The sequence below is a fragment of the Hungatella effluvii genome (genome assembly GCF_003201875.1).
GTDB classification, from domain to species: Bacteria; Bacillota; Clostridia; order Lachnospirales; family Lachnospiraceae; genus Hungatella; species Hungatella effluvii.
The window spans coordinates 20,286-42,975 of record NZ_QJKD01000020.1 but is presented as its reverse complement, the minus strand read 5'-3'; the positions used below and the strand labels follow the sequence as shown (position 1 = coordinate 42,975).

The 22,690-nt window shown below is 46.3% G+C and carries 18 protein-coding genes; 7 read left to right on the top strand and 11 right to left on the bottom strand.

Features of this window, described 5'->3' with window-relative positions:
- Positions 1-66: 66 nt before the first annotated feature.
- From DFR60_RS25905 to DFR60_RS25890, 4 genes are all read right to left on the bottom strand, one after another.
- A complete protein-coding gene (locus tag DFR60_RS25905) occupies positions 67-1,614 on the bottom strand; it encodes a helix-turn-helix domain-containing protein (RefSeq protein ID WP_167437737.1) in 1,548 nt (515 codons plus the stop codon).
- 361 nt (positions 1,615-1,975) lie between these two features.
- Positions 1,976-2,674: a peptidylprolyl isomerase gene (locus DFR60_RS25900; RefSeq protein WP_110325698.1), complete on the bottom strand. Its 699-nt coding sequence runs from the start codon at positions 2,672-2,674 to the stop codon at positions 1,976-1,978.
- Positions 2,675-2,766: 92 nt separating this feature from the next.
- Positions 2,767-3,789, bottom strand: a complete 1,023-nt coding sequence (locus tag DFR60_RS25895; protein WP_110325696.1) for an aldo/keto reductase — start codon at positions 3,787-3,789, stop codon at positions 2,767-2,769.
- Positions 3,790-3,893: 104 nt separating this feature from the next.
- The gene (locus DFR60_RS25890) at positions 3,894-4,658 is read right to left on the bottom strand and encodes a Crp/Fnr family transcriptional regulator (protein ID WP_110325694.1); all 765 of its coding nucleotides are present in this window, start codon (positions 4,656-4,658) and stop codon (positions 3,894-3,896) included.
- Positions 4,659-4,925: 267 nt separating this feature from the next.
- Here DFR60_RS25890 and DFR60_RS25885 point away from each other — a divergent pair, with 267 nt between their 5' ends.
- The 3 genes from DFR60_RS25885 to DFR60_RS25875 are packed head-to-tail and all read left to right on the top strand — an operon-like array spanning position 4,926 to position 9,254.
- Positions 4,926-6,293, top strand: a complete 1,368-nt coding sequence (locus tag DFR60_RS25885; RefSeq protein ID WP_110325692.1) for an MFS transporter — start codon at positions 4,926-4,928, stop codon at positions 6,291-6,293.
- A gap of 14 nt (positions 6,294-6,307) precedes the next feature.
- The gene (locus DFR60_RS25880) at positions 6,308-7,885 is read left to right on the top strand and encodes a sulfatase family protein (protein ID WP_110325690.1); all 1,578 of its coding nucleotides are present in this window, start codon (positions 6,308-6,310) and stop codon (positions 7,883-7,885) included.
- A complete protein-coding gene (locus DFR60_RS25875) occupies positions 7,878-9,254 on the top strand; it encodes a sulfatase family protein (protein WP_110325688.1) in 1,377 nt (458 codons plus the stop codon). Before DFR60_RS25880 ends, DFR60_RS25875 begins: the two co-directional genes overlap by 8 nt.
- A gap of 93 nt (positions 9,255-9,347) precedes the next feature.
- On the opposite strand, the gene DFR60_RS25870 is transcribed toward DFR60_RS25875, so the two are convergent.
- Positions 9,348-11,849, bottom strand: coding sequence for an FAD-dependent oxidoreductase (locus DFR60_RS25870; protein ID WP_110325686.1), 2,502 nt, complete (start codon positions 11,847-11,849; stop codon positions 9,348-9,350).
- A 79-nt stretch (positions 11,850-11,928) separates the two neighbouring features.
- Entirely contained in the window at positions 11,929-12,828 is a 900-nt protein-coding gene (locus tag DFR60_RS25865) for a DMT family transporter (protein WP_110325684.1), read from the bottom strand.
- A 531-nt stretch (positions 12,829-13,359) separates the two neighbouring features.
- Here DFR60_RS25865 and DFR60_RS25860 point away from each other — a divergent pair.
- Positions 13,360-13,962 (top strand): nuclear transport factor 2 family protein, encoded by a 603-nt coding sequence (locus DFR60_RS25860; RefSeq protein ID WP_167437736.1) that lies wholly within the window; start codon positions 13,360-13,362, stop codon positions 13,960-13,962.
- An 87-nt stretch (positions 13,963-14,049) separates the two neighbouring features.
- A complete protein-coding gene (locus DFR60_RS25855; protein ID WP_110325680.1) occupies positions 14,050-14,856 on the top strand; it encodes an alpha/beta hydrolase in 807 nt (268 codons plus the stop codon).
- Between the two features lie 236 nt (positions 14,857-15,092).
- On the opposite strand, the gene DFR60_RS25850 is transcribed toward DFR60_RS25855, so the two are convergent.
- The gene (locus DFR60_RS25850; RefSeq protein WP_110325678.1) at positions 15,093-15,563 is read right to left on the bottom strand and encodes a MarR family winged helix-turn-helix transcriptional regulator; all 471 of its coding nucleotides are present in this window, start codon (positions 15,561-15,563) and stop codon (positions 15,093-15,095) included.
- Between the two features lie 181 nt (positions 15,564-15,744).
- Here DFR60_RS25850 and DFR60_RS25845 point away from each other — a divergent pair, with 181 nt between their 5' ends.
- The gene (locus DFR60_RS25845; RefSeq protein ID WP_243005185.1) at positions 15,745-17,061 is read left to right on the top strand and encodes a hypothetical protein; all 1,317 of its coding nucleotides are present in this window, start codon (positions 15,745-15,747) and stop codon (positions 17,059-17,061) included.
- Between the two features lie 445 nt (positions 17,062-17,506).
- On the opposite strand, the gene DFR60_RS25840 is transcribed toward DFR60_RS25845, so the two are convergent.
- Positions 17,507-18,877, bottom strand: a complete 1,371-nt coding sequence (locus DFR60_RS25840; protein WP_110325676.1) for an MFS transporter — start codon at positions 18,875-18,877, stop codon at positions 17,507-17,509.
- A gap of 12 nt (positions 18,878-18,889) precedes the next feature.
- Positions 18,890-19,708 carry an alpha/beta hydrolase gene (locus DFR60_RS25835; protein ID WP_110325674.1) on the bottom strand — a complete coding sequence of 273 codons (819 nt, stop codon included), beginning with the start codon at positions 19,706-19,708 and terminating at the stop codon, positions 18,890-18,892.
- A gap of 222 nt (positions 19,709-19,930) precedes the next feature.
- Here DFR60_RS25835 and DFR60_RS31535 point away from each other — a divergent pair, with 222 nt between their 5' ends.
- The gene (locus DFR60_RS31535) at positions 19,931-20,350 is read left to right on the top strand and encodes a YibE/F family protein (protein ID WP_167437735.1); all 420 of its coding nucleotides are present in this window, start codon (positions 19,931-19,933) and stop codon (positions 20,348-20,350) included.
- Positions 20,351-20,453: 103 nt separating this feature from the next.
- Here the strand turns inward: DFR60_RS31535 and DFR60_RS25825 are convergent, their stop codons facing one another.
- A complete protein-coding gene (locus DFR60_RS25825; protein ID WP_110325786.1) occupies positions 20,454-21,494 on the bottom strand; it encodes an NAD(P)H-dependent amine dehydrogenase family protein in 1,041 nt (346 codons plus the stop codon).
- 320 nt (positions 21,495-21,814) lie between these two features.
- Positions 21,815-22,669 (bottom strand): MerR family transcriptional regulator, encoded by an 855-nt coding sequence (locus DFR60_RS25820; protein ID WP_002602594.1) that lies wholly within the window; start codon positions 22,667-22,669, stop codon positions 21,815-21,817.
- Positions 22,670-22,690 lie beyond the last annotated feature (21 nt).

The following is a 22,690-nucleotide window of genomic DNA, read 5'->3' as shown; positions in this document are numbered from 1 at the left end:
ATACCTTAACACCATATAGAGCAAAAGTACAACCCTTTTTTTTAAGTGTAAGAATTACTTAATACTTTATTTCTCTTTTATTCCCTTTTCCGTCCCGGACAGGCGGTATTCTCCGCTGCCCTCCAAATAGACCCACTGAATGGTACTTTCCTCCAGCGCATCTGTCCGGTACAGATTCCTCTGCTGCCAGGATGCTCCATACAGGCTGCTCTCCAGCTCCCCGCGTCCGGCGCGGACCGCCTCCTGGCCTGTCATGGACTTTAAGTCCACCAGTATACTCTGAAACTCCTCTCCTCCGTCGGATATCATAACGCTGGTTTTCCCCCATTCCACGGCAGACGCATACAGAGGCATTTCCACCTGCCCCATAGATTCAAAAGACTCGTCTAACCCCAGGACAACCGTCTTCCATTCCTGCGGATACCCATACTCCCCCACCGTTTCCGCTATGGAATATACAACCGCCCATTCCGGGCCTTCCGGCAGCGCCGTCTTCTTAAGCTCCGCGCGCCCGCAGAGCCGCAGATCCATCTCCTTCACCAGTTTTGTTTCTCCTGACTTGAGATCCAGCTCTCTGATTCCGTTTGGAGCTGCAAGATAGTAGGAGTCCCTGTCCAGCCATCCGGCTGACCGGATCCCTCCGTCCTTTGTCAGATTTTCATAGTATTGACTCCACTGTACGGAAGCCCCCTGCTGCCCATCCGCGGCGTCCATTGCCGATATACAGAGCCGGTCTCCTTTATAAAATCCCAGATTGAGGCCGAACAGAAGCCCCTTGAACTTCTGCGTGACAGCCACAGGTTCTCCTTGATACGTAAATGCATCTATGAGAAGTGAGTGCTTCTCGTCAGGCAAAGTTACCGCATTTACCTGCCCCGACTGAAAATCGTACCGGAACAGCCGCGGAAGAAATCCCTGGGGATCCGCCCCAATGGCCTCCTGATAGACCCGCTCCGTCCGGTCCTCGTTGTCCATGCCGTCAAACAGAACGTAAAGGCAGTCGTCGTCCATTTTAAGCAGAGGCGCCCGGTCTAAATCCATCCCAGCCTCTTCCAATACAAACAACTCCCTGGTACTTCCGTCAGTTGTGACCTCCATCACATGATAGTTGTTCCTGAACTGCCCGGCAGGCTCCTTATAAATAAAACAGCTCTCAGGCTTCTGTTCCCTTTTCATCACAATCTCAAACTCGCTGGTATGGTACGACGTCTCGTATTTTTCAGAGAACCGGTCCAGCGCAAAATTGATCATGGTCCTTCCATAGAGGACAGTCAGGACCGCCAGAACAATTACGGTGCCCAAAAGAATCAAATAGCGCCTTCGCACCCTTTTCTCTTTTTTCAGGGAATCGCTCATAGTGTCCACCAGAAGCTCTTCTACGGCGTCTTTTCGGATACTCTCCTCCTTCCTCTCCCCGCAGAGAAGTTCCACCACGCTGACGTCAAGCTCCTTCGCCAGCTGCTCCAGCATCGAGATATCCGGAAGGCTCAAGCCCCGTTCCCATTTGGACACCGCTTTATCCGTCAAATGGAGCCGTTCCGCCAGCTGCTGCTGTGTCATCTGTCTTTCCTTTCGCATGGACCGCACGAACTGCCCGAATTTTTCATTATCCATAAATTCCCTCTTTTCCTGTTTTTTCAGAACATGCCTGAAAAATGGTATGTTCCAGATACGCGGAGTACAACCGGTTGGAACCATTTTTCAGTCGTTATCCAGCAAGTGCAGTGTACAAAATTTGGAGAAATATTGCAACCGACTGTCAGTAGAATTACGAGTTTTCGCCGGCTGTGCACCTGAATTCGGTATTTATCCCGAGGGGACGGGTAAAGAAATGGCTCTGAAGGGAATATCCATCAGAAAAAGCAGCAGGGACGCCAATCGAGTTTAAGACGTCCCTGCCGCTTTTGATTTTCATTAAATAAACGCTTATTTTATCGCTGGTAAAGAATCACTCGTTTCAGTCTGCCGCTTCGTCTCAGTCTTCCACTTCAATGCTCTCAATCACCGGCTGATTTTCCTTTGCCACCGTTCCGTTTCTGTCTGTCACTTTCGTGTCCTCACAGATCTTATCAACGATATCCATCCCGTCTGTCACGTAGCCGAACACCGCGTAATCACCATCGAGGTGGGGGCTATCCTGATGTACGATAAAGAACTGGGAGCTTGCGCTGTTCTTATCCTGGGAACGCGCCATGGAAATGGCTCCGCGCGTATGGGAAAGCGGGTTATCCACTCCGTTGCTGGAAAATTCACCCTTGATGGTGGTATCGGAACCGCCCAGCCCTGTACCCAGCGGATCTCCTCCCTGAATCATAAAGCCGTCGATGATGCGGTGAAACGTAAGTCCGTCATAGAAGCCGGACTTCGCCAGAGACAGAAAATTCTCGACGGTAATCGGGGCGTACGTCGGGTCGAGTTCCACTGAAATGGTACCGTAGTCCTTTACCTGAATCTTTACATGATGCTTCGCTGCTTCCCCTGTGCCGTCCGCTGTTCCGGCGTCTGTTTTTGTCTCTGCAGTACCTTCTGCAGTACCTTCATCTGTTTTTGTCTCCTCCGCAGATGTCTCTGTGGCAGCGGAGGATTTTGTCTGGTCTGCCGCGCCCGCTTTTCCGGAACATCCGGCCAGTACGGCCGCGGTCAGAACCATGATCAGCATGATACGTTTTTTCATAATTCATCTCTCCTGTCATAATATCGTGTTCTCTGCTAACGTATCATATTATAAAGCCGCATATGTAAAATATCAAATGAATTTCTTGTGTCCTAGTAAGCCTTTCCGCCCAGAATCTCCTCATAATCCTTTAGATTCCGCTCCAGAAGGGACGGCGTATCCAGGCCATAGGGACATTTGCTGCTGCACTGGCCGCAGTGCAGGCAGTCTTTGATCTTCATCATCATATTCTGTGACGCCTCCGTTAAATGGCCCGCGGATGGTGACCGGCGGATCAGGAGCGACATACGGGCGCATGTGTTGATCTCGATCTCAGCCGGACACGGCATACAGTATCCGCAGCCGCGGCAGAACTCCCCGAGCAGTTCCTTTCTGTCGTGTTCGATTACCGCCTCCAGTTCCTCTGTCATTACTGGCGGATTATCAATGTAGGAAAGAAATTCATCGAGTTCATGTTCCCGCTGAATCCCCCAGATTGGCAGCACATGATCGAACTTTGCCAGATAGGCATAGGCCGCGGCGGAATTTGTGATGAGTCCTCCTGACAGCGCCTTCATCGCGATAAATCCCATGTCCGCCTTCCTGCACGCTTCCACCAGCTCCAGTTCCTTTTCTGATGCCAGATAGGAAAATGGAAACTGCAGCGTCTCATAAAGACCCGATGCGACAGCCTCGGCCGCCACATTCAGCCTGTGGTTGGTAATGCCGATGTGACGGATCTTCCCATTCTCCCTTGCCTCCAGCATCGCCTCGTAAAGACCGCTGCCGTCTCCCGGCTTCGGACAGACTGCCGGATTATGAAACTGGTAAAGATCTATGTAATCCGTCTTCAGAAGCCGCAGACTCTCCTCTAAATCCCGCCGGAACTCCTCCACCGTTTTTGCCGCTGTCTTCGTGGCAATGAATATCTTTTCACGAATCCCCTCAAAAGCCAGTCCCAGCTTTTCCTCACTGTCACTGTAGGCCCTGGCCGTATCGAAAAATGTAATTCCATGATCAAACGCCTTTTTTAACAGCCTCCCCGCCTCTTCCACCGAAACCCTCTGAACCGGCAGCGCACCGAAGCCGTTCTTGTTCACCGTAATCATGGTTCTTCCCAGTGTTACCTCCGCCATATCCACTCTCTCCTTTGTATACAAATAGATTCTGTTTCATTTCTATAAATTGTATCACACTGTTATGGCCAAGGGTACATTTTTCAGGATAAAATCTCAATCATTTACATGAGCGTACTATTTTCAAGGAAGGCCGGCAGCGCTGTGACTGCCTTTGCATTTTGCAGATAGGACCTGATCTGTTGTATTTGCTCATAGGTAACGCAGATATTGCCGGCAGCTATGGAGATGAAATGGTCTGTTTTCAGTTTGGCGACCGCGCGATAATACGTCCTTATGCTGACGCCAATCTCATCAGCAATGCGGGTATTGGGAACTGCTATCGTGTACTTTGTCTGCTGTCTGTGATTGGTAATCCAGTGATCCATGATATAGATCATGAGTTTTGTACATGGATCGTAGAAGAGCGTATGGTCATAACGGAAAGACGTCTGAAAAAACTTGCTGCAGATCGAGTACAAGACCTCATAACACATCTCGCCGTTTTGTTTCATACTCTCTAAAAAATATTTCTGATCAATATTAAGAACCAGACAGTCCTCCAGTGCAAGATTATCCGCAAAATAACCGGTGAGGGACAGTACGGTAAAGTCAACCCCTAAAAATGTTGGAGCCTTTTGAATTCGAATCGTATTTTTTCCGTCAACAGAGCTTCTTATCATGGAGAAAGATCCTGACATGACATAGTAGACTTTTTTTATGGGCGTAAGGACTGTAGTAATATAACTGTCTTTCGGCACCATACGTACGGTGAGCATACGATTGAGAAATGGATTTATAATATCACTGGTCAGCGGATTCCCCTGTCTGTGCTGTTCCTGTACGAACTGCATGATTTGATACAGAGTATTTTCGGTCGTATTAATCATAGCGTCTTCTCTCCTTGAAAATGTTTGTTATAATCATTATAGCACTTTCTGTCGAAAAAACGTGACCGCGATCATCGATTGCAGAATCGTATAGCAAAAAAATGCCGTATAGTAGAAGTGCACAAATTCAAGTCTTCAAATTACACAATATACACAATATATTTCCAGTGTGCCAAATGGCATCATAACTGCCCGGAAAAATCCGATAAAATGGGTTTCAGCGAAAGCAATTACACAGCACTGGAAAGGTAAGAGGAGGATATTTTAATGGGGAAACAAGCAGGGAGTAAGACATTTGGAAGGCCGGATTATTTTAATTTCGGAAAGTACGCGGTAGGCGGCATTGGATACAGTATGACCAATCAGTTCATAATGGTATATCTCACATTCTTCTGTACCGACATTTTCGGTATCAGTTCTTTGACAGTGGCAGGTCTCATGCTTGTTACCAAGGGCATTGATGCCATAACAGATCCGATCATGGGCTTTCTTGCGGATCAGACCAGGACGAAGCAGGGACGGTACCGGCCATACTTGATCTATGGAGCGCCGGTTTTGGGAGCACTGATCTATTTACTGTTCAGTGCGCCGGAGCTTTCTTCCACCATGAAAGTGGTATTTATTTACGTAGTCTACATACTCTACTCACTGGCCTTCACCGTAGTCGGAGTTCCGTTTACCTCACTGGTTCCGGTTCTGGCGAAGGACTCCACGGAGAGAACCATGGTCGTATCATGGAAAAATGTCATGATTCAGGTGGGCCGTTTTTTCATTACAACATTCGCCTTGCCGTTAGTCGAGGTGTTTGGCGGCGGAGCCACCGGCTGGGGGCGATTCGGAGCATTGGTGGGCGTTCTCATTACCCTGTGCTTCTGGTGTGTCGCGTGGGGGCTGAAGCCGTATGATACCATCAATTTAAAAATTGAAAGGCCGAAGGTTAATCTGCTGAAAGAGACGCAGCTGATTACCAAAAACAAACCGCTGCTCATGCTGATGTCGGCTTTTGGTACGGATATGATTGCAAACTCCGCACTTTTAGCAGTCAATATGTACTATTTTAAATACGTCCTGGGAAGAGTGGATTTAGTTCCCATCACTTCCGTGGCATTGACCGTGACAGGCGTCCTGTCCAACCTGGCGATCCCGTTTTTAACAAAAAAGGTTGGAAAAAAGAGACTTTACTGGTATGGAAGTCTTTTCTCCATCGTCCCGCTGGCCGTACTGTTTCTAAAACCAGTGGTTCCCAGCGCCGCATTGATCGTGCTGATCACCCTGTTTGGCCTTATTTCCACGGTTCCGAGTGCGCTGGCCTGGGCGATGCTTCCGGACTGTGTGGATTATGCGGAGTATGTCACCGGTGTCAAAGGAAATGGCGTTGTGTCCTCCACGTTTTCTTTTATGAATAAATTCTGCGGCGCCATAGGCGCGTTTCTGGCCAGCTATCTGCTTGGTATATTTGGATTTGCCGCGAATCAGGAACAGACACAGACCGTATTGTTCATCATCGTTGTCTTAAGATTCGGAATCCCGATTCTGGGATATACTGCGTCGCTGCTTTCGATGCATTTCTACGAGCTGACAGACGAGAGAAACATGGAAATCAGGCATGCTTTAGACGAACGGGCAGAGTTATAAAGAGGAGACAACGGATGAAAAGACCAAATATATTACTGATTACCACAGATCAGCAGAGATACGATACCATCTGCGCCATGGGATATGATTTTATGGAGACCCCCAACTTAGATCTGCTGGCCGCGGAAGGCTGCTGCTATCCCAATGCATTTTCCAGCAATCCCGTCTGTATGGCGGCCAGGCACCAGATCATCACCGGCCTGACGGCCAGGTATCACGGATTTGACGACAACTATTTTGAAAGTGATCCAAAGATGATCCCTTACGATCTCCCGACGCTTCCGCAATTGCTGTCCGATGCAGGTTATGATACGATTGCGATAGGAAAGATGCATTTTCAGCCGTGCAGAAGGCATAACGGATTTACGAAAATGGAGCTGATGGAAGAAATCCCGCGATACTTAGAGGATGATGAATACACGAAGTATTTAAAAGAAAACGGGTATGGACATTTGCAGAGTCCCCATGGAGTGCGCCATCTGTTATATATGCTGCCTCAGAGGTCCCTGATTCCGGAAGAGCATCACGGCAGCACATGGGTGGCAAAGAGGAGCATTTACCATCTGCAGGAAAATGCGGGAAAGAGACCATTTTTCCTGTGGAGCAGCTTTATAGCGCCTCATCCGCCCTTTGATGTACCGGAAAAATGGGCGGATCTCTATAAAGGAAAAGAGCTTCCTCCGCTAAAGGAGTCGAAAACGCCGATTTCCGAGATCGCGGAATGGAAAAAGTATGTTGCAGACTATCCCAATGAATCTTATCTTCAGAGAGCAAGGGAACTCTATTACGCGTCTGTCTCATTCGCAGATTATAATATTGGTAAAATTCTTCAGCAGCTGAAGGACATGGGAGAATATGATAACACCCTGATTCTCTTCACAAGCGATCACGGAGAAATGTTAGGGGATCACGGAACCTTCCAGAAGATGCTTCCGTATGACGGCTCTGTAAGGATTCCATGGATTATGAGGTATCCGGACAAGCTAAAAGCCGGAAGTAATGACGATAGATTCGTTGATATCAACGATATTCTTCCTACTGTTCTGGACGTGGCGGGAGTTTCCTATCCAAATCCTGAGAGATTGCCGGGCGAATCAATTTTTGCTGAGGATGGGCGAAAGGACAGAACGGTGGAATATGTGGAACACAGCCACGGAAAGCTGCGCTGGATAAGCCTTATAACGAGGAACTATAAATACAATTACTACTATGGAGGCGGTAAAGAAGAACTGTTTGATCTGGAAAATGATCCGGATGAAACGACAAATCTGCTTTATCATGCCCCGGACGCCAAAACACTCGTGGTCAAAGAGAAGTTAAAAGCTCAGCTGACCGCATTTGAGGCGCAGTATGGACTGAAAGGTTACGTCGAAAACGGCCAGTTTGTGGAACAGGAAGAATTCAAGCGGTTTAAGTATCATGAAAATAACCCGCCGCTGTTTTCAAAGAGACAGGAAGGTGACTATATGAGCCTGGAAGAGGAAGTAAAACGGGCGGTGGCTCATGAAAGCGTCGTGAAGCTGGAAGAGCTGGATATCCCTTATTATACGGAACGGGGTGTTCTTAAAAGAGAGGAGTTATTAGATGAATAAAAATTTGTTATTCCTGATGGCAGACCAGTTTGCCTACGATGCACTGGGTTACATAACTCCAGGCATTCGGACGCCCTGTCTCAATCAATTGGCAAAAGAATCCATACGGTTTACGAACTGTTATACAAACGCACCTTTGTGTATGCCGGCACGGGCGTCGCTGGCGACGGGCCTCTATCCCGGAGAGCTGGGGATTGATGACAATTTCTGTGCCGGTCTGACGCCGGAATCGAAGACCTGGATGCAGAAGATTCGGGATACAGGATATGAGACCTCTCTTTTCGGAAAAGCACATCTTCATAAATTTGCCTCTGATTTAAGAGACATGGAATGGCAGACGAAAGGGTATGGCTACGACATCGTAGATGAGCTGCCGGGGCCGCGTACATATGGGATTAAAAAATCCAGCTACTACGATTACCTGAAGGAAAAGGGGCTGCTCGAGTGCTATTGCAGGGACATGGAAAAACGGTATGAAAAAGGCCACGTATATGACTGCAGTCCAACACCTTTGGAGGTAACCGATTATGCAGACGCGTATATCGCGGACCGTGCGGTCGAGTACCTGGAACAGGTTTCAAAGGAAAGCCCCTGGTTCTGCACCGTTGGCTTCGGAGGACCGCATGATCCCTGGGATACGCCGAAAGAATATGCGGATCTCTATCGGAATATGACGCCGCCGGCGCCCTTAAAAGCACCGTATTCCTTAAATCCCAATCGCCCGAAGGGAGTATATGATGAGATTTTAAATGGAAAATACGATCCCGGTCTCACGGAAGATTTGCGGAATATGACGGAGCAGGATATCATTGGACTGCGCCGCAGCTACTATGGCCATGTCACACTGATTGACGGCCAGATCAGACGGATCATCGGCTGCCTGGAAAAGCGCGGACTTCTGGAAAATACAGTGATTGTGTTTACCGCTGATCATGGGGAACAAAACGGCGATTACGGACTTCTTTTTAAACAAACCTTTTTGGAAACCTCCGTAAGGATACCGCTGATGATCTCCATTCCCTCACAAAAAGGCCAGAGCATCCATACTCCGGTCGAGCTGATGGATTTAGGAGCTACACTCTGCAATTTACTGGGAATTTCCCAGGAAACAGGACATTCCAGCTCCCTGCTGCCGCTTATGAGCGGCACCGGAAATGCCAAAAAGCGTGTGATATCACAGCTCTTCGGTGAGACGATGCTGTTGGAAGATTCATTTAAAGCAGTATTTAATCAGGCGGAGGAGATTTATCTGCTGTTTGATTTAAACAAAGATCCGAAAGAACAATTTAATCTGGCAGGTACACGGGAAGCTGGGGAGATAGAGAAAAAGCTTCGCTGCTCTTATGATGAGTGGAAATGGGAGAAATGAGAAGTAAAGGATACTGTTTAAAAACTGCAAAAGGATCCCGTGAGACCTGTTCCCTGCCTTCACGGGATCCTTTTGCAGTCAACCAAAGTTTTGTTAAATAAAGAGGTTCACATTCGAGTTTTCCGCATCGCCCAGATACGTCGCCACACCGGCAAACTCCACGCCGTCGATGATTTCTTCCTTCCGGATTCCCATGACATCCATGGACATGGTGCACGCTACCAGCTTTACGCCATTTTTCATAGCCTGGTTCATCAGTTTTTCAAGGGAATCCACATTTTTATCTGCCATGACCTTCTTCATCATTCTGGTTCCCATACCGCCCATGTTCATCTTAGAAAGCTTCAGCTTTCCGGCGCCCTGCGGCATCATGGCTCCGAACATCTTTTCAATCAGAGACTTCTCCACTTTGCGTTTCTCCGGTTTTCTTAAGATATTTAGCCCCCAGAAGGTAAAGAACATGGTGACCGGACTTCCCATGGCGACTGCGCCGTTGGCAATGATAAATGCAGCCAGCGCCTTATCCATGTCGCCGTCAAATACTACCATCGTTTTTCCTTTAGGTGCGTGTAAAACGGCGGGATTCGTCTCCTGCTCATCTTCCCGGTTCTCCATTCCCTTTCGGATCAGAACAATGCTCTCCTGCCCCTTCCGTTCTGTCCCCACCAGGGTGTTGCCGGTCTGCCTGCACCAGGATGCGATATCACGGGAAAATCCCATATCTGTGGCGGAAACCTCCAGAATATCGCCATCTTCCATTTCACGGATCGATTCATGAACCTTCATGATCGGGCCTGGGCATTGAAGGCCGCAGCAGTCTACAATTTTCACAGATTTTCTCATCACATCCCTCTCTTCCACCTGCTCTTCCACCTTCTCTCCCTGATCCGGTTCTTCCCGGTCCTTTTCCTCGAAATCGCGGTGATGCATGGACTTATAGAAGGAAATACCGCCCTCCAAAACCTTCACACTTTCAAATCCATTCTGTGAAAGGATTCTCGCCGCGTTATAGGATCTGACTCCAATGGCGCAGTATACCACAATCTGCTTCTCCCGGTCCAGCTCTCCCAGGCGTTCCCGAAGCTGCCCCAGCGGAATGTGGTGCGAACCCGATATATGGTACACCATCCGCTCCACCTCCTCGGTCACGTCGAGGACCAGCGGACGGTCACTCTCCGCCTCAGAGGCCGAGAGGCGGTCCAGCTCGTCACAGCTCATAAATGATACGTAATGATTTAAAACATTTTCTGCTGTGAATCCCAGCATGTTGACCGGATCCTTGGCCGAAGAATAGGGCGGCGCGTAGGCCAGCTCCAGCTCCTCTAAATCGTAGATGGTTCCTTTCATGCCCATAACCGAAGCGATGGTATCAATTCTCTTGTCGGCCCCATCCTGCCCCACGATCTGCGCGCCGTAAACCTCTCCTTTCATTCCAAATATCAGCTTCAGGATCAGGGAAACGGCTCCCGGATAGTAGCCCGCATGGGATTTCTGGTTAATCAGCACGGTTTCATAATCCGTCCCTTTCACCTTTCCCATGGATTTAAGCGTCTTTTCATTCACGCCGGTGAGCGCCGCCGTATAGTCAAAGATTCTGGCGACCGAGGTTCCCATGGTTCCTTTGTATTCCTTCTCGTCTCCCACCAGAATATCGGCGCAGATTCTCGCTTCCTTGTTGGCCGGCCCCGCTAACGGAATCATTGTCTTTGTTCCGAGAACGTAGTGCTCCACCTCGATCACATCTCCCACCGCATAGACATGATCCGCAGAAGTTCTCAAATGAGAGTCCACCACAATGCCGCCGCGCTGATTTAAGGTAATCCCGGCCTCTTTCGCCAGGCTGCTGTTGGGGCGTACACCGATGGATAAAAGCACCAGATCCGCTTCTACGGTTTTGCCGCTTCCCAGTCTGATGACCGTATGGCCGTTATTACGCTCAAACGAGGACACACCGTCTCCCAGAACCAGTCTGACACCGTTTGCGGTCAGATTCTCATGAAGCAGTTCCGCCATCTCAGGGTCGAGAGGCGCCATCACCTGGTTCTGCATCTCGATCAGCGTCACTTCCACCCCTGCATGGACCAGGTTTTCCGCCATCTCCAGGCCGATAAAGCCTCCTCCGATGACAGCGGCACGCCGCGGCTTCTTTTCCGCCAGCACCTGCTTGATCTGATCCGTGTCCGGTATGGTCCACAGAGTGTGAATATCCGGTCCGTCAATCCCCGGAATGGGCGGTACCAGTGGTGATGATCCCGTGGCTATGACGAGATCATCGTACGATTCCTCGTACGTCTCCCCTGTCTTCTTATCCTTGATTTCAACGGATTTTCTGTCTGTATGGATGGCCGTCACTTCGCTCGAAGTCCTCACATCGATATCGAACCGGGCTTTCATGACCTCCGGCTTCTGTAAAAGAAGGGAATCCCTGTTTTTTATCACATCGCCTATATAGTAAGGAAGTCCGCAGTTCGCGTAAGAGATGTACTCCCCGCGCTCCAGCAGAATGAGCTGCCGCTTTTCATCACGCCTTCTTAAGCGGGCCGCCGTCGTGGCTCCGCCCGCCACACCTCCGATAATTACTGTTTTATTTCCCATCGCATGGTTCACCTCTCTGTTTTTATCATGAGGTAATTATAGCGGGGAGGCAAAATCATTTCCGTGATAAAGTCACATATCACGTTTTCTCCTGTGCTTCACTGTGCGATTCAACTCTCGAGTAAAGCAGCACACCGCCAATCGTCACGAATCCGCCTGCCACAGCCAGAATTGCCGGAATCTCGGCAAATAAAACCGCTGCAAATACGGCCGCCACCACCGGTTCGCACAGCTTGGAGGCTGATACGAAGGACGGGGACAGGAATTTTAGACACCAGCTGAAAATACTGTGCCCAAGAAGCGTGGAAAATACCGCCAGTAAAAGTCCCACCACCACGGAGGCCGCGCCGTAACCCGTAAAGGATAGGCCGCTGACCGCCGTGGAAATGCAAAGCGCCAGCGCACAGAACACGTATACAATGTACGTATAAACGGTCGTAGACATATGCTTTCTCGCCTCTCTGCCGATCAGCGTATAGACAGCGGAGAACACGGCCGCCGCCAGAGCCAGCCCGTCGCCAGCCAGATGATTACCGCCTGCGGAATAATCAGACAGCGCAATGAGCAGGCTTCCCGCCACCGTAACCGCAATACTTCCTACCGCGGCCTTTGAAAGCCGGCCTTTTAAGAACACGCAGAAGCCGAGTGCCACCCATATGACCTCGGTGCAGACGATCGCCGTGGAACTGGCTACCGACGTCTGGTTTAACGACTCAAACCAGGATGTAAAATGCAGTGCCAGGAAAATACCGCTGACCGCGCAGAGTGCCACTGTCTTCTTATCCGATCCCGCCAGTTCCCGCCTGATCTCCTTCTTTCCCAATACCACCGGAGTCATAAGCACCACCGTCCAGAGCAGCCGGTAAGCCGCTGTCACCACCGACAGTGCCTCCGAATATTTCACAAAGATCGCCGACAGGGATATGCCGATGATGCCGATCACAATCATAATCATGGGATGCTTTTCTAAAAACTTCATTTTTAATCTCCTTTGTATCAAACGTATGCTTCATACTACTTTAAACGGGATCCATGATTTCGTCAGCGTCTAAAAGTTATTAATATCGTTCCTGACCATACAAATTTCATTATACATAAGTTCATTTACATTGTCCATCATAAGGAGTCTGTTCTCAGCGCCGAAAGGCACATTTCATTGTATTTCGCAGATCTTTCACCTGGTTCAATCGTGCCTGCAATCCAGGATAGTAATACTTCCGGCTTTTCATTAAGGCTATCGCAGGTTCTTTTTCAACCTTTTAGCAATCTTAATTCTTTTCTCTTCATGTAAGCTCCTTTGCAAAAAAGTTTTGTATAGTTTGACATGGTATTGCCTTGTCCACTTCCACCATTCATTGTAAAATTAATTTTTAAAGCACGAAAAATATTAACAACAACAACTATTGACAAAATCAATTATTTGTAATATTATAGAAATTAGTTAAACTAAATGGTTTTTAGTAAAACTCAAAGACACGATATTAATAAAATTATACTAGGAGGTGATTATATGTTATTTCCACTCCCCCATACCGGGACAATCCAAGAAGTAATTGATAAACACGCAGTAAAAGAAATAGTAGAATATGAACGATTTTGCCGTGATCAACATTTGTGGGAGCAAATGTATGACTGCTATGCGAATGATTCAAGCGTAAATGTATCTTGGTATCATGGAAGCGGACATGGATTTGTCAAGGCATCCAGTAAAATGGATGTATCGGCTCCACATAAACTGCACAATACCATGGTTTGGCTCTATGAAAATAAAGCAATTGCTATCACAATGGCATCTATTCAAATAAGAAAGCAAATCGAGAATCATACGATGGATTTAACCTCATATGTACGTTTACTGTATAAAATAAAAAAAGCTGGAGGCGATTGGAAGATACAATCAATGGATTGTATTTATGAAAAAGATAGTTTGGTTCCTGCCATACCAGAATTTCTTTCTGAAAGTAATAATTCAGCATACCGGGCAAGCTACCATAATCTCGCTTCTATATTGGGACAGGAAGGTTACCAAATTAATAGCAATTTACCGGGTGATGATATCCTCGAATCGGTGGACTTGCTATATGCAAATGTGGAACAATGGCTGACCGAATGAAGCCTGGTGCTAAACCAATCTAATTCAAATTATCAGAACTCTTATGCAGTGTATCAGTACTTTTAGAGAGAAAGGAGTTTAATCAAAATGGCACTAATTCAAATGTCAATGTTTTCGGAATCATTGCAGGTAAATACCGATGTTAATATCATGATTCCAACCCCTAATCCCATCGATCCGGAGGAATCAGACCAGGCATATTTTCAGGAAGGTGTAGAATACCCGGTATTGTATTTGCTACATGGAACCCACGGCGATCGAGGCGATTGGCACCGTTACACATCAATTGAACGATATGCCCAAAAAGCAAAAATAATCACGGTCTGCCCATCAGGTAACAATTCCTTCTATCAAGATATGGTTATCGGTGGAAGATATTTTAAGTTTCTCACCGAAGAGCTGCCGACATATATGCGTATAATGTTTCCGGTGAGTAAGAAGAGGGAAAACACATTTATCGGTGGCTTATCTATGGGAGGCTACGGTGCTATGAACCTGGGAATCCGTCGACCGGACTTGTACGGTTCCGTTATCTGCTTGTCCGCAGGCATGGGTAGTTATGCAATGGTAGGAACAAATAAATATAAGCATAACCCGTACGATATTACGCCTTGGCCTTTCGAGGCTATTCTACCACCTCCCTTTGATGGAACTGGAAGTCCCTTGGATGATCTCCCTATCCTGACAAAACATATGGAAACAGGGACCAAACTCCCACGTATCTATCTAGCCATCGGTACAGAAGATTTTATTTATGAAGCTGCTCAAAAAACCCGGAAAAGCATGGATGATCTGGGTGTTAACTACACCTATGAAGAAGGTCCTGGCTGTCACGACTGGATATTTTGGGATTCTTATATCCAACGTGCAATTAATTGGTTGCAAGAGCGGTAGAGAGTAATGGATAATATAAAACCGGTTCCGTTTTGGAGCCGGTTTTGACTGTTATAAAGAAATAGTATTCTTAATGGTAAGATTTTATCATGAAACAACAGATTTGGTAAGCCCCAAAAAACATTCAAGTTTGCACTGTAATATGACGGAAGTAGAACTGGATATCCTAAAGTGCAACCGAGCATCTTCAAAAATTCTTTTTGGTTGGGAGCAAAATCCTCCATGTTATAGTATTTTCAGTTTTCAGGCAGTTCCTTGATTCTATGCAGTACCAGGTTTGTGTCAATTTTGATTGAGATCTCTCGCAGCTTAAGCAGTGTATTTACTATATTATGAACCTCTTCATCTGTAAGACTCTCAAATAATGCATTATTCCATTGTTGCATTATTGTATCCAGCGTTTCTTTATTGACACTTCCCAAATCCGTTGCATAGGTCTTTTTTGTTCGTTGATTGTTAACATCAATCTCTCGCCTGATCAGTGTCCGAGATTCCATCTGTTTCAAGCATCGGGCCACTGCAGCAACATCCAAAGCAAGATTATACGCAATCTGTTCCTGTATCGCTCCGGGGTTCTCGCAGACATTGATTAGAATGATACCTTCCAAAAAGCTCAGGCCCATTTCTTTAAACGCAGCTGTCATATAAGTTTGGCTCTTTCGAAAGAATACACCACCATAACTGGCAAAGTGTGTGATATTTTGCATTATATTTCCTCCTGTTATATGCTATAAGTTCTCGGAATTCTGAGCCCTTATTTTTCAAGGCTTTTCATCCCTTTATTATAAAAATCACCCACTTTTTTCGCCAAATGGCTTGACAAATCATCCAAAATTTGCGGCGAAGACGATTGAATATATTTATTTTCATCGACTGGAGACGATTTTTATGTTACCTTGTAACATCGGCGGCCATGCCGCCTATCAGGATTTTATCCTGTTTGAAATTTTTTATTTCTACCCAGATCCTTTTTCTCTTTCTAAGGATACCTGGGAAACCATGATTGAATTTTGGCATCTTGATTTGTCCTTAACTGATTCACTTATGATGGATCTCTATTCCAAACTGGGACCTGAGCCCAGGCTCCCTTCCTGTATGCTTCGTTCCTATCTGTTATCTATTAAATTTAAGATTACTTCCGTTACCCGCTGGGGTGCTCTCCTGAAGGAAAATCCTTTGTATGCTATTCTTAGTGGCTTCTCCTTTGGGGATGTTCCCGGTATTGGTACCTTTTATGATTTTTTCTCCCGTCTATGGGACTCTGATTCTAATAACCTTTCCCCTAAGGAACGCTATCTGAAGACCAAACCCAAAAAAGGAAAAAAGAAAGAGGATAAAACTCCTGTTGATACGGAATCTGTTTCTTCCAGACTGCTTCCGTTTTTTCAGCGGCATCCCATAAAGCCCTCCCATGCGTTTTCTTTTATTTTCCAGCTCTACCGAATGCAGTTCCTTGATAATGCGATTAAAAATGGTCTCATTAACCCGGTAATGCTTTCTCTTGCCGGTGATGGCACTCCGGTAAAGACCTCCTCGCTTTTTTCTCAGCCAGATACCAACTCCGGCTGGGACTCTTCGAGAGAATGCTATTTTAATGGATACCACCTTTTCATGTTCGTGGCGTCCGATTCCTTTAGTGATCTTCCTGCTTTCCCTTTACAGGAGCGTGCTTCCAGACATGATATGTTGTCTTTTCTGCACACCTTTTTCAGCATGAAATCCTACCTCCCTGATTTCCATCTGGAAAAACTTCTTCTTGACTCTGCCATGGACGCTATCCCTGTCTATGAGTACTGTAAGGCCGAAGGAATTCAACCTTTTATTGATCTAAAGAAAACGAACAATGGGAACTACAAGTACAAAGATACTTTTACCATTGACCCTGATGGGGTTCCCCGCTGTAAGCTGGGCTTACGTATGCATCACGATGGATATGAGCCTAAGAAAAACCGGTGTAAATACCGGTGTCCAAAAGCAAACCGCCAAAAAGGCTGCTTCTGTGATACACCTTGCTCACCTGCTAAATATGGGCGAACTGTACATACACAATTAAAGGATAATCCCCGCATTTTTAACATACCGCCAAGAGACAGTAAGGAATGGGGGAAGGAATATGACAGAAGAACTTCTGTGGAACGCTCTAACAAGCGTGAGAAACAGGACTATAAATTAGAAGACGGCAAACACCGCTCTACGAAGATGTGATATTGCCGCCTCTATGACATCATGATGTGTCAGCACCTTGATGCCTGGAATATGCCCTCTGTTGAGGACTTTCAAAACGCTATCTAACACCTATTAAGTTAGATATGCAACACCTATTTTAACGCATAGCTGCCGCTATGTTTACTTTTCATGCACAAAAATATCTTCTTTTCTTCAAAACTGCCAATATTCAATTTTCAATCTGCATTGGAATTAGATTTATCTAATTCCGAGAACTTATTGCTTTTATTGTAATGTATCCATACTATCACGCTCTGTTAATTAAATCAACTATTGATAAATTTTAGATTCATGAAAAACATCGCCATATTTATACTTTATATGGATACAAAGGCCCATGCCAATAAAGCATAGACCTTTTAATTGCTATTCATGGACGATTATCTTCGCACCACGATTTATTCATTTATAGGATTAGCTCCGTCTATTCCTCCACTGTATTACTCATTCTCTGTTCAAGCTCAGTCATAATAACAGGATACTCCTTATCCAGGTGATAAAAGTGAATCAAGATAAATACTATACCATAGAACAGAAAAGGCATCCACACAAACATACCATTAATGGCACCGATCGCACTTGCAGATTGTGTTTCTACCATGCCATTAAATCCAGCAAATGCAAGAATCCAACCAATGACAGCACTGACCACGCCGGTGGCTATTTTCTCTCCCATGCTCTTTGCACTCATCAATACTGCTTGTGAACGCACCCCCGTCTTCCAATGACCATATTCGATACTGGCAGACATCATAGCAGCACAAGTCATACTAATGGATGCGTAAGCCATTCCTTTTAGTATCATGCCCGCCATGATAACAGGCAGGGTAGTTGGAGCAAAAACAATCACCGCCTGTCCTACAAGACCGACAACCGCCATAAAACGAACCAAAGATCTTCGAGAGATTCTTTTCAGCAGAGGGCCAATAACCATGAATGTAAATATTGGCGGCAGCATAAAAGCAGCAGTTATAGGACCCACAAGCGTAACATCATTTAAAATATATTGGGCATAGTACGCATTCACAATCCCCATAGCCACTTGTACACAGGACGTTATGCAGCCAATTAATGTAGTATAAACCCAATATTTATTTTTAAAAATGGAGCGAACGGCATCCCATATACTCACATTTTGACCACCAGTCATCTTATGTAGATTCACACGTTCACGCGTAAATAAGAACATACACAGCTGCGAAACCATTCCGATAACGGCAAGAATACCAGACAACATAAGCCACGCATTGCGATCTCCTCCAAGCATCGAAATCCAATTCATCGCAAAGCTGGAAACAATAAACCCAGTTACCGCTACACCGATATACTGAAACATAATCAGAGTACTAATGCTGTTTTGATCTCGTGTTATGTATGTGGGTAAGCTATTACCCGAAGCACCTTGCATGGTAAAGCAGATGGTAGTAAACAAATTATAGGAAAAAAACACATATACATATTGAAGGAAACCAGGATCTGTCGGAACCATGAACAATAGAATAAAGGTCAATGCCATAGGAACCGTATTCCACAAAACCCAGGCACGAGCCGCTCCAAATCTGGTTTTCGTTCTGTCAACAATAAAACCGGCTACAATATCAGAAACTCCATCTAAAATTTTTGATACAAAGATTATTGTACCTACAATACCTATGTTTAACCCAATTACATTCGAATAAAAATAGAGCAAGTACATAGAAAGGACTATATATGTCCCAATACCCGACTCGGCACCAATAAGCATACCCATTTTGTCGCGTAAACCAATACGATCATTGCTAGTTTGTTCTTTCATCTTCACCTCTCGCTAAATGCCGATTGATTGGCCAGCATATTTTTTAGCTGCTGCTTTTATATGAGCTGCTAAATCCTCCGGACAGGTCAATTCAGGATGATGAGCACAATGAAGCCAAGTAACTGGACAATCACCCCTTTTAGCCGTTTCAAGATTAGCAACTACTAACCATGAAGGTGTCCAGGTTCCAACCGTAAACTCAACAGGCGGCATTTTCTCAAAATCCTCTACCATATAGCGATCCATGTCTACTTTCCCCCGATAATATTGCAACCAAAACTCATGATTCTTTTCCATACGGTTATGCATTTCGGGTGTAACCGTTTCAATCCCTGCCTTATTACCAACTCCCCAAAGTTCGTCCGGTTGAACTTTACAACCTTGCATGAGTGTTCTAAATGTCTCAATGTTATCAAAGAAAATAAATCCTGCACCTGGCAAGGGTGTGTCCGCTTGTAATGCTGCCTCATGCGGCAATATGCAGTTACATAATTCGGGGTGTCGTTTTCCCAAAGCCAGAACTGTTTGTCCTCCAGAGCTACACCCATAGGCTGCAGCAACCGGACCTAAATTTAATTTTTGAATGATACCGGCAACATCATCAGCGAGCCGGGAAGGAGTGACCGCTTCAGGATACGGATCAGAGGAACGAGATCCTCCCCTCATATCGAAAGTAATTACTGTGTATTCGTCAGATAGATACTCCATCAGTTTTTCAAAAGGGCCACAATCGTTGCAGCCATCAGGAACCAACACAATTGCGGGGCCGCTACCACCCATTTCACAATAAAAGTCTATTCCGTTTACATGCACTGTTAAGTTTTTTTTCATACTTTCTTACATCCTTTCCAAATGTTTAGGTTACCTGTAACAATTTACTACTTTGTGTTACTTTATCCTATCATCTATAGTTGATTTTGTCAATAGTTATTATTAATAATATTTAGGCTTATATTTTTTTACTAACTAGCAAATTCAAAGTATGGTATATTTGGTATATACTGACCTGAATTTGGCAGAAATCTTTATAACAGAAATTTTTATTGCTTGTTCATGTGTGGTGTTATGATGGATGTAACTGTAGACATTACTTCAGCAATACATGAAGTGATTCAGGTCAACTCGGAGAGGGAAAGGGGAGAGGCTATTCAGGCGGGGCTTAATATTGGTCGAGCGGTATCGGCTGGGAGCTTTGTTTTGATCACTGTCGCTCCTTTCACTGCTGAGTCTGTTCAATCTCAGTCATATGATCTAATGCTCCATCCAGCCAGTAATCATAATTCCAGTGCTGAATATTTTGTCAGTCTGCAAGGCGGAGTAGGGAAGCGGAGTGGTTCCTCCGCTGACCGACGACAACGCGGCAGATGGCAAAATAGGCAGTGCTGGAACTATGATTACTGGCTGGATGGAGTACTAGTACAGCGTTGCATAAGTTCCATTCCAGTTACCACAGCAGGGATAGAACATGTATAAGGAGAACATTTCCACGCGGCGTCCGGATATCTGGTAATTAAAAAGGGATATGCCACACTTTCTTTCCACGCGGCATATCCCATGTATTCATACCATTATTCTGTTAATTATCAAGATACATCTGCATCGGATAGGAAAGATACCGTAATTCTTCCAGCTTCTCCACCGTTACATATCCGGCCGGTGCATTTAATATAGTAGGAATTCTGTTGACCACAGTTGCACACGTATGCTCCACAGTCGCCGGTTTTGTTACATAGAATGTGGTATCCGGCTCACCGATGATCTTCCAGTCACACATATCTCCGTCATCTGGTCCGTAAACCTTGCCGATACACTGTGTCTCAATCACCGGTCCCTGGAAGGTTTCCGTGGTAACGACTGCGCTCATGCCGATGCAGTTGCCCTTCGGAATCGTCTTTCCAAGCGTTGCGGAATAAAGGTCGGTATCATAGAAATACGGTACACATTTCTGGCTCTGGGATTTGATGGTCCAGCCCATCTTGTTGCACAGCGCCTCGTTGGAGTTCCATACGTAAGCCGGTTCCAGAGTCGTCGGGTGTGCGATCTGGGCTTCAAACTCTTCCGGTGTGAGTCCTGCTCCGTGAGCTTCCGCCAGGGCCAGACCGTAATCTTCCACGTTATAGCTTACCGCGCCCTCGATCTTATCGATGCGGTGCACGCCGCCTGCTACACAGCCGATCATGTTGATCCAGTAAATATCCTGCATACCGGCGCCTACGATGGTGCAGCCGTTTTCTTTTGCAAGCAGATCCAGTTTATTGGTAATGGAGGAAGCGGTTGTCCACGGGTAGATCGCTTCTTCACACGTAGTCACAACGTTAATGCCTCTGGAAACACACTTTTCAAAATGAGCATAACAGTCATCCATGAAACTGAAAAGCGTCACTACCGCGATATCAGCGTCGCACTCGTCTAAAACCGCATCCGCATCGTCTCTGATTGTCACACCAATCTTAAATCCCAGTTCTGCGAATTCGCCGACATCCATTCCAACTACTGCCGGATTCACGTCGATAGCACCTACGATTTCCGCGCCCTTCTCGTATAAATAACGCAGGATGTATTTTGCCATCTTGCCGCAGCCATACTGTACTACACGAATCTTCTCATAATTCATCATAAAAACGCTTCCTTTCTTATAAAAAGTCGACAGTTTCAGGGCCATGCCCCATTTGTTAGTGCCTCCCGGCGTAAATACGTCGATATATAGTGCCTGATATCTGCGTCAGGTGTGCGTCTGCGAAGTGACGACGTAGTGGGTGCTACGACTAACTTCGCAGGCGTGCTCCTGGCGTGGATAGCGGGTGCTATATAGTGGCGTATTTACGCCGGGAGGTATTAGTTACATTATAAGGCTTATATACGGTATCAGGTCAATTGAGCAGTATCACCAAATCGGATCTGGCTGAAATGCCGGATTCATGCGCAGTTTCCGCAGTCTTACCCCATCCGGATCGGCACCTGGAGGCGCAGAAACATCCCGCGCTCCGTGTAATCCAGAGGCATTTCCACAATCACCTCGCAGATATAGTCTCCGGTCACGGTATAATGCTTCTCTTCGATCTCTACCAGCAGCCGGTCGATGTACTCCTTTTCCTTCTCAAACCGGTCACAGTAGATGCAGAGATAAGGGCTGGGCGGGATCACCGTTATGAGTTCCTCGTCCACGTACTCCCGGTCTACAAACACGAATACCTCCGCGGAATAGAGACGCCGCTTCATGAAATTCTCTCTCCGCAGGATGGTACCCGCGTTGGCGAAGAAGAACGGCGAGATGGCGTGTGCAGCCATATCCTCTTTCAAATCCCGAAGAATCCGCTCATACTCATCAATTTCATAGTCATAAAAGTTCACATTCGTGTTCTTTACGTACATCTGGCGCTTTGGAATATATTCCAGCACGATCGAACCGTCAGGCGGAGCCGCCTCATACCGCTCGTAACTGTCCAGAGTCCGCTCAATTGCCCTTTTCTGTAAATTCAGCTCCTCGATTCTGCGGTCGATGGCATCCCGGTTTTCCACCAGCAGCTGTTTTAAACGCCCGGTGTCCCATTTTTTCATATGGACCCGGATTTCCTTCAGCGGCATCCCCAGAGCCTTCATATACTGGATCATATCCAGCTGGGCGCTCTGGCGGATGTCATAATAGCGGTAGCCGTTTTTTTCGTCCCGTCCCAGAGGGGAGAGCAGGCCCTCCCGGTCGTAAAGCCGCAGCGTCTGCTCCGAAATATGGTTCATTCTGGCCATCTGGCCAATCGTCATCTTTTTCACATCCAGATTTGTCAGTTTTATCATTTTTCACAATCCTTATTAAAA

Bases quoted from the DNA above. Each gene is read 5' to 3' on its own strand.
- DFR60_RS25905 (WP_167437737.1), bottom strand. From the start codon at position 1,614: ATGGATAATGAAAAATTCGGGCAGTTCGTGCGGTCCATGCGAAAGGAA.
- DFR60_RS25900 (WP_110325698.1), bottom strand. From the start codon at position 2,674: ATGAAAAAACGTATCATGCTGATCATGGTTCTGACCGCGGCCGTACTG.
- DFR60_RS25895 (WP_110325696.1), bottom strand. From the start codon at position 3,789: ATGGCGGAGGTAACACTGGGAAGAACCATGATTACGGTGAACAAGAAC.
- DFR60_RS25890 (WP_110325694.1), bottom strand. From the start codon at position 4,658: ATGATTAATACGACCGAAAATACTCTGTATCAAATCATGCAGTTCGTA.
- DFR60_RS25885 (WP_110325692.1), top strand. From the start codon at position 4,926: ATGGGGAAACAAGCAGGGAGTAAGACATTTGGAAGGCCGGATTATTTT.
- DFR60_RS25880 (WP_110325690.1), top strand. From the start codon at position 6,308: ATGAAAAGACCAAATATATTACTGATTACCACAGATCAGCAGAGATAC.
- DFR60_RS25875 (WP_110325688.1), top strand. From the start codon at position 7,878: ATGAATAAAAATTTGTTATTCCTGATGGCAGACCAGTTTGCCTACGAT.
- DFR60_RS25870 (WP_110325686.1), bottom strand. From the start codon at position 11,849: ATGGGAAATAAAACAGTAATTATCGGAGGTGTGGCGGGCGGAGCCACG.
- DFR60_RS25865 (WP_110325684.1), bottom strand. From the start codon at position 12,828: ATGAAGTTTTTAGAAAAGCATCCCATGATTATGATTGTGATCGGCATC.
- DFR60_RS25860 (WP_167437736.1), top strand. From the start codon at position 13,360: ATGTTATTTCCACTCCCCCATACCGGGACAATCCAAGAAGTAATTGAT.
- DFR60_RS25855 (WP_110325680.1), top strand. From the start codon at position 14,050: ATGGCACTAATTCAAATGTCAATGTTTTCGGAATCATTGCAGGTAAAT.
- DFR60_RS25850 (WP_110325678.1), bottom strand. From the start codon at position 15,563: ATGCAAAATATCACACACTTTGCCAGTTATGGTGGTGTATTCTTTCGA.
- DFR60_RS25845 (WP_243005185.1), top strand. From the start codon at position 15,745: ATGTTACCTTGTAACATCGGCGGCCATGCCGCCTATCAGGATTTTATC.
- DFR60_RS25840 (WP_110325676.1), bottom strand. From the start codon at position 18,877: ATGAAAGAACAAACTAGCAATGATCGTATTGGTTTACGCGACAAAATG.
- DFR60_RS25835 (WP_110325674.1), bottom strand. From the start codon at position 19,708: ATGAAAAAAAACTTAACAGTGCATGTAAACGGAATAGACTTTTATTGT.
- DFR60_RS31535 (WP_167437735.1), top strand. From the start codon at position 19,931: ATGTGTGGTGTTATGATGGATGTAACTGTAGACATTACTTCAGCAATA.
- DFR60_RS25825 (WP_110325786.1), bottom strand. From the start codon at position 21,494: ATGATGAATTATGAGAAGATTCGTGTAGTACAGTATGGCTGCGGCAAG.
- DFR60_RS25820 (WP_002602594.1), bottom strand. From the start codon at position 22,669: ATGATAAAACTGACAAATCTGGATGTGAAAAAGATGACGATTGGCCAG.